At 74.9% G+C, this 16,674-nt stretch carries 12 protein-coding genes and 1 pseudogene; 8 read left to right on the top strand and 5 right to left on the bottom strand.

Annotated elements, in window-relative coordinates; translation table 11 throughout:
* The first annotated feature begins 33 nt into the window (after window positions 1–33).
* Both ACFQH9_RS08595 and ACFQH9_RS08600 read left to right on the top strand, forming a co-directional pair.
* Complete coding sequence (locus ACFQH9_RS08595; protein ID WP_379565389.1) at window positions 34–405, top strand: helix-turn-helix domain-containing protein; 372 nt, start codon at window positions 34–36, stop codon at window positions 403–405.
* Window positions 406–737: 332 nt separating this feature from the next.
* Window positions 738–1,553, top strand: coding sequence for a PspA/IM30 family protein (locus ACFQH9_RS08600; RefSeq protein ID WP_345384563.1), 816 nt, complete (start codon window positions 738–740; stop codon window positions 1,551–1,553).
* 82 nt (window positions 1,554–1,635) lie between these two features.
* Here the strand turns inward: ACFQH9_RS08600 and ACFQH9_RS08605 are convergent, their stop codons facing one another.
* A complete protein-coding gene (locus ACFQH9_RS08605; protein ID WP_379565390.1) occupies window positions 1,636–2,469 on the bottom strand; it encodes a DNA-formamidopyrimidine glycosylase family protein in 834 nt (277 codons plus the stop codon).
* 111 nt (window positions 2,470–2,580) lie between these two features.
* Here ACFQH9_RS08605 and ACFQH9_RS08610 point away from each other — a divergent pair, with 111 nt between their 5' ends.
* Window positions 2,581–3,039, top strand: coding sequence for a hypothetical protein (locus ACFQH9_RS08610; protein WP_379565391.1), 459 nt, complete (start codon window positions 2,581–2,583; stop codon window positions 3,037–3,039).
* Window positions 3,040–3,163: 124 nt separating this feature from the next.
* The gene (locus ACFQH9_RS08615) at window positions 3,164–4,387 is read left to right on the top strand and encodes a L,D-transpeptidase (protein WP_379565392.1); all 1,224 of its coding nucleotides are present in this window, start codon (window positions 3,164–3,166) and stop codon (window positions 4,385–4,387) included.
* Here ACFQH9_RS08615 and ACFQH9_RS08620 read toward each other — a convergent pair.
* The gene (locus tag ACFQH9_RS08620; RefSeq protein ID WP_379565393.1) at window positions 4,333–6,285 is read right to left on the bottom strand and encodes a flavin-containing monooxygenase; all 1,953 of its coding nucleotides are present in this window, start codon (window positions 6,283–6,285) and stop codon (window positions 4,333–4,335) included. The two genes, ACFQH9_RS08615 and ACFQH9_RS08620, sit on opposite strands and share 55 nt — an antisense overlap.
* 137 nt (window positions 6,286–6,422) lie before the next feature.
* Between ACFQH9_RS08620 and ACFQH9_RS08625 the strand changes: the two genes are divergently transcribed.
* From ACFQH9_RS08625 to ACFQH9_RS08635, 3 genes are read left to right on the top strand one after another with little or no spacing between them, the layout of a single operon-like run.
* Window positions 6,423–7,061 (top strand): nitroreductase family protein, encoded by a 639-nt coding sequence (locus ACFQH9_RS08625; protein ID WP_379565394.1) that lies wholly within the window; start codon window positions 6,423–6,425, stop codon window positions 7,059–7,061.
* Entirely contained in the window at window positions 7,058–8,590 is a 1,533-nt protein-coding gene (locus ACFQH9_RS08630) for a class I adenylate-forming enzyme family protein (protein ID WP_379565395.1), read from the top strand. The genes ACFQH9_RS08625 and ACFQH9_RS08630 overlap by 4 nt, the downstream gene beginning before the upstream one ends.
* 16 nt (window positions 8,591–8,606) lie before the next feature.
* Window positions 8,607–9,227, top strand: a complete 621-nt coding sequence (locus ACFQH9_RS08635) for a TetR/AcrR family transcriptional regulator (RefSeq protein WP_379565396.1) — start codon at window positions 8,607–8,609, stop codon at window positions 9,225–9,227.
* Between the two features lie 63 nt (window positions 9,228–9,290).
* Here the strand turns inward: ACFQH9_RS08635 and ACFQH9_RS08640 are convergent, their stop codons facing one another.
* From ACFQH9_RS08640 to ACFQH9_RS08650, 3 genes and pseudogenes are all read right to left on the bottom strand, one after another.
* Window positions 9,291–10,250: an alpha/beta hydrolase gene (locus ACFQH9_RS08640; protein WP_379565397.1), complete on the bottom strand. Its 960-nt coding sequence runs from the start codon at window positions 10,248–10,250 to the stop codon at window positions 9,291–9,293.
* A gap of 125 nt (window positions 10,251–10,375) precedes the next feature.
* A complete protein-coding gene (locus ACFQH9_RS08645) occupies window positions 10,376–15,157 on the bottom strand; it encodes an ATP-dependent helicase (RefSeq protein ID WP_465269517.1) in 4,782 nt (1,593 codons plus the stop codon).
* Window positions 15,158–15,275: 118 nt separating this feature from the next.
* Window positions 15,276–16,058, bottom strand: a pseudogene (locus ACFQH9_RS08650) (DMT family transporter); the annotation flags it as partial.
* Window positions 16,059–16,098: 40 nt separating this feature from the next.
* On the opposite strand from ACFQH9_RS08650, the gene ACFQH9_RS08655 reads away from it, so the two are divergent.
* Window positions 16,099–16,665 carry a TetR/AcrR family transcriptional regulator gene (locus ACFQH9_RS08655; RefSeq protein ID WP_379565398.1) on the top strand — a complete coding sequence of 189 codons (567 nt, stop codon included), beginning with the start codon at window positions 16,099–16,101 and terminating at the stop codon, window positions 16,663–16,665.
* The last annotated feature ends 9 nt before the right edge of the window (window positions 16,666–16,674 follow it).

A 16,674-nucleotide genomic window follows, 5' to 3' on the forward strand; every position in this document is an offset into this window, starting at 1 on the left:
GGGTGGCTCGGGTCCGACGAGGAGGGTGGGCGCATGGCTCTGCTGCTGCGTGAGGCAATCGGTGGCAGTCTTCGGCGTGCCCGCACCCTGCGGAAGCGCACCCTGCGGGACGTCTCCCGCGCCGCCCGGGTCAGCCTCGGCTACCTCTCGGAGGTCGAGCGCGGCCGGAAGGAACCGTCGAGCGAGCTGCTCGCGTCGATCTGCGAGGCCCTCGACATCGCGCTCCCGGACCTGCTCGCCGAGGTGATCAGCGAGATGACGCGGGAGGAGCAGCTGGAGTTCGTCGGGCGCGGCGAGACGCTGGTCCCGATCGGGCAGCGGCACACCGACCTGCGGCTCGCCCCGGTGCGCACCGGCGCCCCGCTCGGCGGCCGCCCGGGCACCCCCGTCGCCTCCGCCGCCTGAAACCGTCCGACCGCCGTCCGACCCACCCCGCGACCTGCCCCTTCCGGGCGGGTTCCCACGCCGCTGAGATCATGCTGTGGACGGGCTGCGTCCGCGCCCGTCCGGTTCGTCCGACTTCGGCGCAGCGGCCCCTCCGCGCCCGGTAGCCTGGGCCCCGGGTCGCCCCGAGGGCGGCCTCCGGACGATCCCCGATATCGTCCGCACGCGGTGGCACCCGAGGCCGTGGCGATGCCACGATGGGCGCACGAGCACCGCTCGGCGGTCGCGGGGGGAAGCACGCGATCCGCTCGGTGGACGCGGTACCGGTTCGCACTCGGAGGTAGGCGGAGCAGATGGCCAACGGTTTCACGAAGGCCTGGAAGTACCTGATGGCCCTGTTCTCGTCGAAGGTCGACGAGTACGCGGACCCGAAGGTGCAGATCCAGCAGGCCATCGAGGACGCACAGCGCCAGCACCAGGCGCTCTCCCAGCAGGCGGCGGCCGTCATCGGCAACCAGCGCCAGCTGGAGATGAAGCTCAACCGGCAGCTGGGGGAGATCGAGAAGCTGCAGGCCTCGGCGCGGCAGGCGCTGGTCCTCGCCGACCAGGCGCGGGCGCAGGGCGACGAGCAGAAGGCCCAGCAGTACGAGCAGGCCGCGCAGGCCACGGCCACCCAGCTGGTCACGGCCGAGCAGTCGGTCGAGGACCTCAAGACGCTGCACGACCAGTCGATCGGCGCCGCCGCGCAGGCCAAGCAGGCCGTGGAGCGCAACTCGATGATGCTGCAGCAGAAGATCGCCGAGCGCACGAAGCTGCTCAGCCAGCTCGAGCAGGCGAAGATGCAGGAGCAGGCCGCGGCGTCGCTGCGGCAGATGACCGAGCTCTCCGCGCCGGGCAACACCCCGTCGCTGGAGGAGGTCCGGGACAAGATCGAGCGCCGCTACGCCAACGCGATCGGCTCGGCCGAGCTGGCCCAGAACTCGGTCCAGGGCCGGATGCTCGAGGTCCAGCAGGCGACCGTCGACATGGCGGGAGCCAACCGGCTCGAGCAGATCCGCGCCTCGATGCACGGCACCCCGATCTCCGGGGCGGAGGAGAAGCCGACCCAGCAGATCCCGGCGGCCCCGCAGAGCACCCCGCAGGGGCAGCAGCAGCCCGGCACCGCCTGACGGTCCCGGAGGCTCCGGCGCCGCTCCTCCCGCGCGGGAGGGGCGGCGTCCGCCGTTCTCGGGGCCGTTCTCGGGGCCGTTCTCAGCGTCGGAGCGGGCGCCGGGTGCGGGTCGGCCGCGGGGCGGGGCCGGGCTGGCACCGCGGGCACCAGTAGGCGACCCGGGCGTACACGCCGTCGCCCTGCTCGGCGATCCGGATGCGGGTGCCGCAGCGGCGGCAGGGCCGGCCACCACGCTCGAAGACCCAGTGCGCCTCGGCGGGGAGCAGCGAACCCGTGGTGGTCTGCTCGGGCCGGTCGGCGTTGGCCAGCAGGAGCGTGCGGGCCAGCGCGATCACGCCGGGCAGGTCCGGGGTGTCGCGCACGAGCGTCCACGGGGACAGGCCGCGCAGGAAGCAGATCTCGGTCTTGTACAGGTTGCCGACCCCGGCCATGACCCGCTGCTCCAGCAACGCCAGGCCCAGTTCGTGGTCGGCGCGGGCGGTGAGCCGGCGCAGGGCCTCGGCCTCGTGCCCCGGCCCCCACTCCGGGTCGAGCAGATCGGGGCCGAGGTGCCCGACCAGCCGCGACTCCTCCGCGGTCGGCAGCAGCTCCAGGTCGTGCAGCGCGAACCCGACGGCCACCCGCTCCGGCACCTCCAGGACCGCGCGGGCCTCGTGGCCGGGGCGGCGCCACCGCATCCCGGGCCGGTAGAGGTGCCACGCGCCGTCCATGCGGAAGTGGCTGTGCAGGCTCCGCCCGTCGTCGAACCGCGTGAACAGGTGCTTGCCCACGGAGGCGACGCCGACGACCCCCAGCCCCGCCAGGTCCACCCCCGCGAGCCGCGGATGTCGGATCTCCCCGCGCAGCAGGGTCCGTCCGGTGAGCGCCCCGTTCAGGCGCTTCCCGGCCAGGTGGACGGTGTCGCCCTCGGGCACCCCTCGACGCTACCGCCGCACGCCGGGTCGCGCGCCCCGGTCGGCCGGGCCCTCCCGGTCGGCGCGCACCACCCGCAGCCGCCCGCTGCCGCGGCGCCTAGTCTCGGCCGCGTGAGCACGTTCCGAACCGCCCGCCCGGCGGCCGCGGTGGCCGGTCTGGTGCTGGCCCTCGCGGCGCTGGCGGGGTGCGGCGAGTCGACCACCCACGGGGCGAGGTCGGGCGGCGACGGCGCCCCCAGCGCGACCCTGCCGGCGCTGCGGACCAAGCTCGCGTCGATCTCCCTGGACGAGTGCGCCACGCAGCCGGCCCAGCAGATCTACCCGAACTGCGCGCGGTTCGTCCGCGAGGTGCAGAACGTGGTGCCCGCCGCCCGCGCCGAGGCGGGACGGGTCGCCTCGCCGGAGACGCTCACGAAGGCCGCCGACGCCGTCGACGGCGCGGTGAACCGGTTCACCCAGGACCAGTGCATCCCGGTCGGTGCCCCGCCGGGCCCGGCGGCGGAGTGCGGCGCGGACCTGGCGTCGATGCAGGAGGCGCTGCGGGCGCTCGTCGCCGCCGTCGGCCGGTGACGCCGGGCGGTCCGTCCCGTTCGTCACCTGCGAAAACGCCCGATCCGGACGTTCGCGTACCGCCGCGGTGTGGTGGCCCCCACCCCGCCAGAATCATCCGCGGTCGACGGGGAGGACGGTGCGGATGAAGGCGTCGCGACGGTGGGGTGCCACCGTGCTCGGGATCGTGGTGGTGGTCGCGCTCGGGCTCGGCATCCTGGTGGGCGTCCACCCGAGCGCCGCGGCGGGCGCGTTCGGCGCCGCCGGGCTGGGCCCGGTCGCCGAGGCGCCGACGATCGACGCCGCGCCCGCACCCGTCGTCCACATCACCCCGGACCAGGGCACGCCGCTCAACCCGACCGACCCGATCACCGTGACGGTCGCCGACGGCACGGCGCGCGCCGTGCACGTCACGAACGCGAAGACGGGCAAGGCCGTCGACGGGACCCTCGCGCCCGACGGCCACACCTGGACCTCCACCGGCGACCTCGCCTACTCGACCACCTACGCCGTCGCCGTCGACACCCTCGACCGCGACCAGGCGCCCGGGCACACCGACGGCACGGTCGCGACGATCGCCCCGAAGGCCGAGGCGTACCCGTCGTTCGTCCCCGCGCCGAACTCGGTGCCGACGGTGGGCGTCGGGCAGCCGATCGTGGTGCGGTTCGACCACGCGATCACCGACCGCGCGGCCGCGGAGAAGGCGCTCACGGTGACCGCCAGCCCGGCGCAGAGCGGCGGCTGGTACTGGATCTCGGACACCGAGGTGCACTACCGCCCGCAGCAGTACTGGAAGCCCGGGACCACGGTGACCGTGCAGGCCGACCTCTACGGCGTGGACCTCGGCGCCGGCACCTACGGTTCCACCGACCGGACCATGACCGTGAAGGTGCACGAGGCCTGGGTGGCCAAGGCCGACGGCGCCACCGAGCAGATGCAGATCTTCGACGACGGCCGGCTGGTCAAGACCATGAACATCAGCCTCGGTGCGCCCGGCTTCCCCTCGCACGTCGGCCCGCACGTCATCTCCGACAAGCAGCCGTCGATCGTCATGGACTCCTGCACCTACGGCGTGTGCGAGGGCCAGCCCGGCTACTACAAGGAGAAGGTCGACCTCGACCTGCGGATCTCCAACGACGGCGAGTTCGTCCACTCCGCGCCGTGGTCGGTCGGGCAGCAGGGCAACGCGAACGTCTCGCACGGCTGCGTCAACCTCGCGCCGGCCGACGCCCAGTGGTTCTACGACCACTTCGGCATCGGCGACGTCGTCGAGATCACCAACTCCGGCGGCCCCGCCCTGCCGGTCTACGACACCTACGGCGACTGGGAGCTGAGCTGGGCGGACTGGAAGGCCGGCTCGGCCCTGTAGCCGGCGCCGTCGGTGCGGTACTCCCGCAGGTCGGGCTCGCGGGTCATCCGCCAGTAGTCGACGATCCGCCAGGGCAGCGCCGAGACCACCCGGCCGGCGGCGTTGCGGTACCAGTTCCGCATGCCGGGGTGGGTCCAGATCATCGCCTCGTGCGCCTCGTCGTGGCGCCGCACGTAGTCCGCCTCCACCTCGGGCCGGACCTCGACGGTGCCGATCCCGCGCTCGGCCATCGCGACCAGGAGGTCCACGATGTACCGGACCTGGCACTCGGCGATGGTGATGTAGCTGCCGCCGTGCCCGAGCACGGTGCCCGGGCCGCAGGTCAGGAACAGGTTCGGGAAGTCCGGCACGGTGATGCCCAGGTGCGCGTGCGCGTCCTCCGGGCCCCAGACCTCGTCGATGCGCCGGCCGGAGCGGCCCCGGACCTCGATCGGCCAGAGCACCCGGTGCGTGTGGAAGCCGGTGGCGAGGACGACGACGTCGGCCTCGACCTCCGCCCCGTCCGCGCCGCGGACCCCGGTCCCGGTCACCTCGGTCACGGCCTCGGTGAGCAGGGTGACGTTCTCCCGCCGCAGCGCGGCGAACCAGCCGTTGTCCAGCAGCATCCGCTTGCCGAAGGGCGGGTAGTCCGGCAGCGCCTTGGCGACGAGGTCGGGCCGGCCCGCGAGCTCGGCCTCCAGGTAGCGGGTGAAGACGCGCCGGTAGCCGTCGTTGAGGGCGTTGACCGAGCGGTCCGGGTGCTCCCACGCCGGGTCCTTCTGCAGCCCCGGGTGCACGCGGTCGTTGGTGTTCCAGGCCAGCCGCGTGCGGTACCAGAGCCGGTAGTAGGGCACGTGCTCGATCAGGTACCGGGCGCCCTCGGCGACGGGGGAGAAGTAGACCTCGTTGGGCGCGATCCACTGCGGCGAGCGCTGGAACACCGTCAGGTGCGCGACCTGGCCGGCGACGGCGGGGACGACCTGCATCGCGCTCGCGCCGGTGCCGATCACCACCACCCGCTTGCCGGTGAGGTCGAGGTCGGCGGGCCACTCCGCGGTGTGGAAGAGCGGGCCGCGGAAGCGGTCGAGGCCCGGGATCGGCGGGATCTTGGGCCGGTTGAGCTGTCCGGTCGCGGTGATCACGACGTCGGCGGTGAGCTCCTCGCCCGCCGCCGTCCGGACCGTCCAGCGCCCGTCCGCCCAGCTCGCGGCGACGACCTCGGTGCCGAACCGGATGCGTTCGCGCAGGTCGTGCCGGTCGGCGACCGCGCGCAGGTACTCCCACACCTCGTCGCGCTTGCCGAAGTGGGTGGTCCAGTCGCGCGGGGCGAAGGAGTACGAGTACAGGTGGCTCGGGGTGTCGACGCCCGCGCCGGGGTAGGCGTTCTCCAGCCAGGTACCGCCGACGTCGGCGTTCTTCTCCAGCACGACGTGCTCGATCCCGGCCTCGGCCAGCCGGATCGCCGCGAGCATCCCGGACACGCCGGCGCCGATCACGATCGCCCGCAGCGCGCCCGGCGGGGCGCGGCGCACCTCGACCGGGGCGAAGCCCATGTCCTCGGCGGTCATCTCGGCGTACTCGAGCGGCACGGCCTCGCCGACGGCCAGGCTCATGATCTCGGCGAGGCCCTCGCCCGTGGGCGAGGGGACGGCCACGGGGGCGCCGTCGGCCCAGGCACACACGGCGTCGGCCGCCGCGGCCCTGATCTCCGCCCGGACCTCCGGCGGGAAGCCGCCCGGGTCGTTGTCCTCCATCCCGCGGCTGCGGGTGGGGCGGTAGGGATCGGCGAGCCAGCGCCGGTCGCCGGTCAGCTGGTACAGCACCGCGACCAGCGAGGGCAGGTTGGCCTGCTCCAGCGCCGCCGTGAGCGCGGCACGGTCGATCGGCGCGCGCTCCGGCGCGAACGGTACGAACCCCATCGGCGACCTCCTCGTCGAACAGAGCCTAACCACGGTTAGGCGATGCGGGGAAGCGTCTGCGCGAGATCGGACCTTGACGGGCGCCGTAGGTCGCTCCATGCTCCCCCGGACACCTAACCGCGGACAGGGAGACAGCGATGGAGCTGACCGAGGCCATGCGGACCACCGGCACCTGCCGGTACTTCACCCCGGATCCCGTGCCCGACGAGGTGCTCCACCGCGCCTTCGACGCCGCCCGCTTCGGCCCCCAGGGCGGCAACCGGCAGCCGCTGCGCTGGATCGTGGTCCGCGACCCGGAGCGCAAGCGCGCGCTCGCCGAGCTCTACCTGCCGCCGTGGAAGGCCTACCTTTCCGGCGTCGGGATCGGCGACGTCCGGGTCGGCACCGTGCCGAAGACCGTCGCCGACGCCGACCACTTCGCCGAGCACCTCGCCGACGCCCCGGCGATCGTCGTGGTCTGCGCGGAGCTCGACGGGCTGCACCCCACCGACCACGAGCTCGGCCGGCTCTCCGTGGTCGGCGGGGCGTCGATCTACCCGGTCATGCAGAACCTCTGCCTCGCGCTGCGCGACCAGGGCGTCGCCTCCGCGGTCACCACCCTGCTCTGCCACGCCGAGCCCGAGGTTCGCAAGCTGCTCGAGATCCCGGAGGGGATCATCACCGCGGCGCACGTCGCCATCGGCTACCCGGCCAAGGGGTTCCCGCGCAAGCTCAGCCGCGAACCGGTCGAGGAGACCGTCTTCGCCGACACCTACGGCTCCCGGCTCTTCGCATGAGCGCGCTCGCCGAGCAGTACACCCGCCCGTTGGCCCGCGCCACGATCGGCGACCAGCTGCGGCGGCACGCGCGCACCCGGCCCGACGCCGTGGCCGTCGTCGGGTACACGGCCGCCGGTGAGCGGTCGGAGACCACGTACGCGCAGCTCGACCGGCTCGCCAACCGCTACGCGCACCTGCTGCGCGGGCTCGGCGTCGGGCGCGGGGACGTCGTCGCGTCCATGGCGCCGAACTCGGTCGACGTGGTCGCCGCCTACTACGGCACGCTCAAGCTCGGCGCGGCCTTCACCGGGATCAGCCCGCTGCACCGGGCCCCGGAGGTCGGCCACCAGCTCGGGCATGCCGAGCCCCGGGCGGTGCTGGCCGCGCCGCCGTTCGCCGAGCTCGTCGGGAGCGTGCTGCCGGCGGGGTCGGCGCTCGTCGAGTACGGCGGGGAGCTGCCCGCGGACACAGGGGAGCCCGAGGCGGAGGTCGACGAGCACGACGTCGCGATGCTCGTCTACACCTCCGGCACCGAGGCCGCGCCCAAGGGCGTGCTGGTCCCGCACCGCAACTACCTGATCTCGACCGCACCCGCCTGGAGCTGGGGCCTGCGCACGGGGCCGGACGACACGTGGCTGTTCGTGATGCCCTTCCACACGATCGCCGGCCTCGGCTCGATGACCACGCTGACGCTGATGGGCGCCACGCTGGTGCTGCCCGCGACCACCGACCCGGCCCGCTCGCTGGAGATCGTCGCCCGCGAGCGGGTCACGGTGATCGCGCAGACGCCGACCTTCTACCTGGCCCTGGCCGGGCAGCCCGGGTTCGGCGCCGACGCCGTCGGGTCCGTCCGGCGCTGCATGACCTACGGCGGCCAGGTGGCGCCGCACGCCGTCACGGCGTGGGCCGCGGCGGCGCCGGGCGTCGTCTGGGGCACGTACTGGGGCCAGTCCGAGCTCTCCCAGCTCGGCACGGTGGGCTGGTTCCGCACCCTCGACGACGTCCCCGACCACGACCCGACCTGGATCGGCATCCCGGTCTCGCACCTGGAGGTCCGGGTCGTCGACGCCGAGGGGCGCGACGCCGAGATCGGCGAGCTGCTCTGCCGCACCCCGTCGGTCATGCTCGGCTACCACCGCGACCCCGTCCGCACCGCCGAGGTCATGGTCGACGGCTGGGTGCACACCGGCGACGTGGTCCGCATCGACGCCGCGGGCAACCTGTTCTTCCGGGACCGGCTCAAGGACGTGATCAAGTCCGGCGGGATGAACGTGTCGTCGCAGGAGGTCGAGCGGGTGCTGCACGAGCATCCCGGGGTGCTGCGGGCCGCGGTCGTCGGGAAGCCGGACGAGTACTGGTCGGAGGCGGTCACGGCCTTCCTGGTCCCGGTCGACGGGGCCGCGGTGGAGCCCGAGGAGGTCATCGCCTTCTGCAAGGAGCGGCTGGCCGGCTACAAGGTGCCCAAGGCGGTGCACGTGGTCGCCGAGCTGCCGGTCGACCCGCAGGGCAAGATCCTCAAGCGCGAGCTGCGGAAGGTCGTCGTGTGAGTGAGGGGATGACCGGGTGACCCACGAGCCCCTGGCGCTGTCCCGGACGGCGCGGACCCGGCTGCGCCGCGAGGAGATCGTGACCACCGCGGCGCGGACCTTCGCCGACCGCGGGTACGCGCACGTCGGCATGCGGGACATCGCCGACGCGGTCGGCATCCGCGGGGCGAGCCTCTACCACCACTTCGCGGCCAAGGAGGAGATCCTCTTCGCGGTCTGCCTGACGGTGACCCGCGAGCCGTGCGAGGAGAACCTGCCCCTGCTCGACGCCGCGGGCACCCCGGCGGACCGGACGGCGATGCTGGTCCGCGCGCACCTGCGGCACCTGCACCGGCGGCGGGTCGAGCACCTCGTGGGCCTGCACGAGATGGCGTCGCTGACGCCGGAGCACCGCGCCGTGGTCGACGGGCACCGCCGCTACTACCAGCGGCGGGTCCGCGACGTGATCACCGCCGGGATGCGCTCCGGGGAGTTCACCGTGCCCGACGCGCAGCTCGCCGCCTTCGCCGTGCTCGACATGCTCAACGGCTTCAGCGGCTGGTTCCGCGACGACGGCGGGCTCTCCCTCGACGAGGTCGTCGAGGGGTACGTCGAGCTCGTCGTCGCCCGGATGCTCGGGGCGAGCGCGACCGGCTGAGCCGCCTGCGCCGCCCCCGCCCTGAGCCGGGCCGCTCCTACGGTACGGCCCGGCGCGGTCGGCTCAGTCCAGGCGCGGCAGGCCCAGCGCCTGCCGGAGCACCGCGACCCGCTCCGCGGCCTCGCGCCTCGAGATCGTGGCGTCCTCGATCAACGACGAGCCGTGGAAGGTCCCCGGGAACAGGTGCAGCTCCACCGGCACGCCGGCCGCCTGCAGGGCGAGCGCGTAGGCGATGCCCTCGTCGCGCAGCGGGTCGAAGGCCATCACCGAGACGTAGGCCGGGGGCAGGCCGGTCAGGTCTGCCGCCCGGGCGGGCGCGGCGTACGGCGGCACCCCGTCCGTGCCGGGCACACCCTCACCGAGGTAGGAGTCCCAGCTGACGACGGCATTGGGCCGGTTCCAGATCGGGGTGTCGATGAAGGCGCGCATGCTCGGCGTCTCCAGCCGGTCGTCGACCTCGGGCACGCCCAGGTACTGGAAGGCGATCGCGGGGCCGCCGCGGTCGCGCGCCATCAGCGCGAGCCCGGCGCACAGCCCCCCACCGGCGCTGATGCCGTGCAGCGCGATCCGGTCCGCGTCCACGCCGTACTCCTCGGCGTGCTTGGCGAACCAGACCAGGCCCGCGTAGCAGTCCTCGATCCCCGCCGGGTACGGGTGCTCGGGGGCCAGCCGGTAGTCGACGGTGACCAGCACCGCGCCGACGGCCCGGGCGATCGCGACGTTCGCGGCGTGGCTGCCGTCGAGGTCGCCCATGATGAAGCCGCCGCCGTGCACGTCGTAGATGCCGGCCCGGCCCGCGGGCCCGTCCGGCCGGTAGATGCGCAGCCGCACGTCCGGGGCGCCGTCCGGACCCGGGACGTCGACCTCGCTCACCGTCACCCCGGTCTCGTCCGGCGCGGGCAGCTGGGCGCGCAGCTCGGTCAGGGTGGCGCGCGCGGCCGGCAGGTCGGAGACGTCGAGGACGGGCAGTACCGGGATGGCGGCGGCGAGCTCGGGGTCGAAGTCGTACTCGACGGTCGTCACGGGTCGGAACCTCCTGCGGCATCGGAGTCGGTGACCCGATCCTCGCCTCTGATGCGGTCGCCTGCATCCGCCGGAAGCCTGAACGATCGCTCGTCAGGGGTGCGCCGGGTACGTGTCCCCGGTCCTCACGCGCGCAGCCGCAGGCCCTTCGGCGTGACCCGGAAACCCGCCTCGGTGAGCACCTCGGCCAGCTCCGAGGCCAGTGCGCCGCCGCCGTCGGCCCGCTCCACCGCGAGCGTGCCGAGCCAGCCTTCGTGTACCGCGCCGGCAAGCGCGTGCGCGGCCGCGGACAGCTCCTCGTACTTGGTGGTGAAGGACAGCAGTGACTTGCCGCCGCGCTCGACGTAGAGCGCCGGCGCCCCCTCCACCAGCACGACCAGCGCCCCCGCCTTGCGCCCCGGCCGGTGCTTCGAGTCCCCGACGGTCGCCGGCCAGGGCAGGGCCGCGCCGTAGGGCTGCGCCGGGTCGGCCGCCGCCAGCACGACCCGCGACAGCCCGGACCCGCCGCCCGTCTCATGCGGGGCGTGCCCGGCGCCGGCGAAGTGCTGCCCGTCGAGCTCGTCGGCGGCGGAGTACACGACCGGGCCGCTCCCGGCGGGGGCGCCGTCCGGGCTGGACAGGGCCCGGATCCGGTCGATCGCGCCGGGCACGGCGAACTGCGCCGCCCCGAGCCCCTCGATCACGTACCCGCGCCGCACCCGCCCGGAGTCCTCCATGGCCCGCAGGACCTTGTAGACCGCCGCGAACCCGCCGGTGACGCGCTCGGTGCCCAGCGCGCCCCGGGTGAGCACGCCGTGCCGCTCGAGGAACGCCTCGGCCCGCGCGTGCGCCCGGCGCGTCGGATCGGGCTCGCGATCGACGGCGAGCGCCCACCGGCCGCCCACGGACGGCGGCCCGGTCCGGCTGGGCATCGGGCGCCGCCCGGCGCGCAGCGACGCGTACCGGCCGCGGGAGGCGCTGCGCCGCGTCCGGTGCGCCGGCCCGCCACGGCCGCCGGAGCCCCGGCCGCCGCCGAGCCGGGCGCGCAGCGGACCGAGCGTGTCGTTGGTGAGCAGCCCGGCCCAGACGAGGTCCCAGATCGCGGTGACCGTCGCCTCGTCCGTCGGGGCCTCCTCGCCCTCCGCCACGAGGGCGCGGCCGGCCTGGTCGGCGAGCTGGCGGAAGAACAGGGCGCCGCCGCCGACCGCCGGCTCGCCGGGCTCCGGCAGGCCGAGCGCCGCGAGCAGGGCGCGGTGCAGCGGCGTGGTCGCGATCTCGAGGTCGGGCTCGGGCAGGAGCAGGTCCGCGACGTCCGCGGGGGCCACCGCCAGCCACCCGTCGCTGCCGGCCAACGGCCCGCACCCGGTCCAGGTGACCTCGCCGGCCGCCGTGAGCTCGTCGAGCAGGGCCGGGGTGTACCCCGGCAGCCGGGCGGGCAGGATCAGCGACTCCAGCGCGCTCGCCGGCAGCGGCGCCCCGGCCAGCTGCTCGACCACGCCGAGCACGTCCTCCGCGCCCGGTGCGCGGCGCATGCGGCCGCGCCGCTCGCCGCCCGCGTTCGTGCGGACGCCCTGCCACACGGGCAGGAACCGGCCGAGCGCGCGCTGCTCCACGGGCTCGACCTCGGCCCGCAGCCGCGCGAGCGAGGCCCGGCGCAGCCGGCGCAGGACCTCGGCGTCGCAGTACTCGACCGAGCCCTCGCCACCTCCGGCCGCCTGCGGGCGCAGCTCGCCACGGACCAGCCGCCCGACCCCGGTCAGCCGGTCGAGCACGCCGGCCACCACGGCGACGCCGAGCCCGAAGCGGGCCGCGCACCCCGCGGCCGTGAACGGGCCGTGCGTGCGCGCGTACCGCAGCACGAGGTCGCCGAGCGGGTCCGGCACCGGCTCGGTGAAGGTCTCCGGGACGCCGACGGGCAGCGGGGCGCCCAGCGCGTCCCGGATCCGGCCCGCGTCCTCGATCGCGACGAACCGCTCCTCGCCGGCGATCCGCACCCGGATCGCCCGGCGCTGCGCCTCCAGCTCGGCGAACCAGGCGGGCTCGACGCCGCGGGCCCGCCCGTCGGCCTCGGACAGGTCGCCGACGAAGCGGAGCAGGTCGGCGGCGCCCTCGACGTCCCGCGCGTGCCGGTCCGGTGCCGTGCGTTGCAGCGACGCCTCGACCTCGGCCAGCACCTCGGGATCGAGGAGCTCGCGGATGGCCTCGGAGCCGAGCAGCTCGGCGAGCAGCGTGGAGTCGAGCGAGAGGGCGGCCGCGCGGCGCTCGGCCAGCGGCGCGTCCATCTCGTACAGGAACATCCCGATGTAGCCGAAGAGCAGGCTGCGCGCGAAGGGCGAGGGCTGCGGGGTGGCCACCTCGACCACCTTGACCTTGCGCGACTCCACGTCGGACATCAGCTCGCGCAGGCCGGGCAGGTCGTACACGTCCTGCACGCACTCGCGCATCGCCTCGAGCGTGATCGGGAACTGCTCGAACTTCCCCGCGACGGCCAGCAGCTGCGCCGAGCGCTGCCGCTGCTGCCACAGCGGGCTGCGCCGCTTCGGGTCGCGGCGGGGAAGCAGCAGCGCCCGGGCCGCGCACTCGCGGAACCGCGAGGCGAACAGCGAGGAGTTGCCCAGCTCGGCCACCACGATCTGCTCGACCTCGCCCGGCTCGAGCAGCACGTCCTCGGCGGTCGGCACGATCTCCCCGCCGCTGTCGTCGAGTGCCTCGGGCAGGCGGAGCACGATCCCGTCGTCGGCGCCCGCGGCGTGCACCTCGACCCCGCGCCGCTCCCGCATCCGGGCGGCGATCGCGAGCGCCCACGGCCCGTTGACCTGGGAACCGAAGGGGGAGTGCACCACGAGCCGCCAGTCGCCCAGCTCGTCCCGGAAGCGCTCGACCAGGATCGTGCGGTCGCTGGGCACGTGCCGCGTCGACTCGCGCTGTTCGTGCAGGTAGGAGAGCAGGTTGTCGGTGGCCCACTCGTCCAGCCCGGCCGCGGCGGCCCGGGCGCGGGCCTCCTCGTCCTCCAGGCCGGCCATCTCGCGGACGAACGCCCCCACCGCGCGGCCCAGCTCCAGCGGCCGCCCGATCGACTCGCCCTTCCAGAACGGCATCCGGGCCGGCTCCCCGGGCGCTGGCGTGACGATCACCCGGTCGTGGGTGATGTCCTCGACCCGCCAGCTGGAGGTGCCGAGCAGGAACGTGTCGCCCACCCGGGACTCGTAGACCATCTCCTCGTCGAGCTCGCCGACGCGCGACCCCGCCCCGTCCGCCCCGCCCGGCGTCATCACGGTGAACAGGCCACGGTCGGGGATCGTGCCGCCCGAGGTGACCGCCAGACGTTGCGCGCCGGGGCGGCCGCGCAGCTCGTCCGTGACCCGGTCCCAGGTGATCCGCGCCCGCAGCTCGCCGAACTCCTCCGACGGGTACCGGCCGGCCAGCATGTCCAGCACGGAGTGCAGCGCCGAGTCCGGCAGCGCCGCGAACGGCGCGGCCCGGCGGACGACGGCGGCCAGCTCGTGGAGCGTCCAGGGGTCCATCGCGACCATCGCGACGACCTGCTGGGCCAGCACGTCGAGCGGGTTGCGCGGGTAGCGCATCGACTCGATCGCCCCGCCGGACATCCGCTCGGCCACCACGGCGCAGGACACGAGGTCGCCGCGGAACTTCGGGAACACCACGCCCTGCGAGACCGCGCCGACCTGGTGCCCGGCCCGGCCCACGCGCTGCAGCCCGGACGCGACGCTCGGCGGCGCCTCGACCTGCACGACGAGGTCGACGGCCCCCATGTCGATCCCCAGCTCGAGGCTGGAGGTCGCCACCACGCAGGGCAGCCGCCCGCTCTTGAGCTCCTCCTCCACGAGCGTGCGCTGCTCGCGGGACATCGACCCGTGGTGCGCCTTGGCCACGACCGGCGGCGCCCCGCCGCCCACCCCGGACTCGCCGATCGCCTCGGCCGGGAACCGTTCGAGCTCGACCGCCTCGCCCGCCTCCTCGGCGGCCAGCTCGTTGAGCTTCGCGGTGAGCCGCTCGGCCAGGCGCCGGGAGTTGGCGAACACGATGGTGGAGCGGTGCTCGCGCACCAGGTCCAGCAGGCGCTTCTCCACCGCGGGCCAGATCGACGGCCGCTGGGCGCCACCCGCCGCGGAGCCGACGACCTCCTCGTCGGCACTGCCCGGGGCCGGGCGCTCGTCGAGCGCGGCGAGGTCCGGCACGGGGACCTCCACCCGCACCTCGATCGTCTTGGGCGTCCTGGGCTGGACCACCTCGACCGGCCGCGCACCGGACAGGAAGGTGGACACCTCGTCGAGCGGACGCACCGTGGCGGACAGGCCGATCCGCTGCGCGGGCCTCTCCAGCAGCTCGTCGAGCCGTTCGAGGGAGAGCGCGAGGTGCGCGCCGCGCTTGGTCGCGGCGACGGCGTGCACCTCGTCGAGGATCACCGTCTCCACGCCGCGCAGCGACTCCCGCGCGGCCGAGGTGAGCAGCAGGAACAGCGACTCCGGGGTGGTGACCAGCACGTCCGGCGGGGTGCGGGCGAACTGGCGCCGCTCGTCCGCCGGGGTGTCGCCGGTGCGCATGCCCACCGTGATGTCCGGGACGGGATCGCCGCGCCGCTGCGCCTCCTGCCGCATGCCGGTGAGCGGGGCCCGCAGGTTGCGCTGCACGTCGACCGCCAGGGCCTTCAGCGGCGACACGTACAGCACCCGGCACCGGCGGGTGCGCTCCTCGGGCACCGGCTCCGACGCCAGCCGGTCCAGGGCCCAGAGGAAGGCGGCGAGGGTCTTACCCGATCCCGTGGGCGCCACGACCAGCGCGTTCCGCCCCGCCTGGGCGGCGCTCCACGCACCCTCCTGGGCGGCCGTGGGCGCGGCGAAGGCGCCCCGGAACCAGTCCCGGGTGGCGGGGGAGAAACCGTCCAGCGAGCTCACGGTTCCCATCATGCGCCGGGACACCGACAGTTTCGCGGCGGCCGGAACCTGCGCGGCGTCCTCCGCGGCCGAGGGCGAGCCACACACCGACCGCGCAGAGCGCGATGCCCGGCAGGGCCGGCAGGGCCGGCAGGTCGCCGAACATCAGGAAGGCCCACACCATGGTGGTGGGCGGGGTCAGGTAGAGCAGGGTGGACGCCCGCGTGGCCCCGCTGCGGCGCAGCACGAGCAGGTACGCGCCGTAGCCGCCGAACGAGGACAGCACCACCACCCAGGCCACCGCACCCCAGAAGCCCGGCTCGGCGGGCGGGTGCAGGGACCCGGCCAGGGCGGCGACGGCGGTGAACAGGACGGCCGCCGTCGTCGACTGCAGGGTCATCGACACCAGGGGACTCTCCGGCGGCTGCAGCCGGCGCTCCAGCACGGTCCCCGCGGACAGGGCCAGCATGCCACCGACGGGCAGCAGGAAGGCCCAGGCCGGCGCGGTGCCCGGGCCGAGATCGCCGGCCACGACCAGCGCGACCCCGGCCAGCCCGACCGCCAGCCCGACGCGCTGCCGGCGCGTCGTGCGCTCGCCGAGGAGCCGGCCCGCCGCCGTCGCGACGACGAGCGGCTGCAGGGCGGCGACCAGCGCGGCGGTGCCCGCCGGCACCCCCAGCCCCACGCCCGTCACGACGCCGCCGAGGTAGAGCACCTGGGACAGGGTGCCGAGCAGGGCCTGGCGGCCGGTGGCGCCGCGCGGCACCGGAGGCCGGCGCACCGCCACGACCAGCCACAACACCGCCGCCGCCACCACGTACCGCCACGCCAGCAACGTGTCCGCCCCGGTGTACCCGGTCCCCAGCTCCGCCCCGACGAACCCCGAGCTCCAGAACAGCACGAGGGCCGCGCCCGCGACCGCATCCCGTCTCATGGGCTCGACGTAACCACACCGGTCGGTATACTCGCAGTGTATGAGCACCCTCACCCCTGCCGGCGAGAAGCTCCTGGCCGCCGCGAGCGGGCTGTTCTACCGGCACGGCATCCGCGCGGTCGGCGTGGACCTCATCGCGGAGACGGCGGGCACCACGAAGAAGACGCTGTACGACCGCTTCGGTTCGAAGGACGCGTTGGTGGCGCTGTACCTGGACCGGCGAGCGGAGCGCTGGCGGTCGTTCCTGCTCGACCGGATGCGCGGGCGGCCGGTCGCCGGCGTCTTCGACGTCCTCGCACTGTGGCTGGAGGACCAGGACCGCGGTTGCGCCTTCGTCAACGCCTACGCCGAGATCGGCGGCACGGGCCATCCCGCCGAGCGCGTGATCCGGGAGGAGAAGGCGTGGATGCGGGAGTACTTCGTCGGGCTGGTGCGAGAGGCCGGGTACCCGCCGGAGCTCGGCCCGGAGCTGCACCTGCTCTACGAGGGCGCGACCGTGCTCGCCACCGCGGGGGGCGTCCCGGAGGCGCCGGCGCAGGCCCGGGCGGCGGCGGAGCGGGCGCTCAGCGCCTGCGGTTCTGCACCCACCATCGGATCAGCAGGGTGAGCGAGGCCA

It is taken from the genome of Pseudonocardia lutea (assembly GCF_042658055.1).
Taxonomy (GTDB): domain Bacteria; phylum Actinomycetota; class Actinomycetes; order Mycobacteriales; family Pseudonocardiaceae; genus Pseudonocardia; species Pseudonocardia lutea.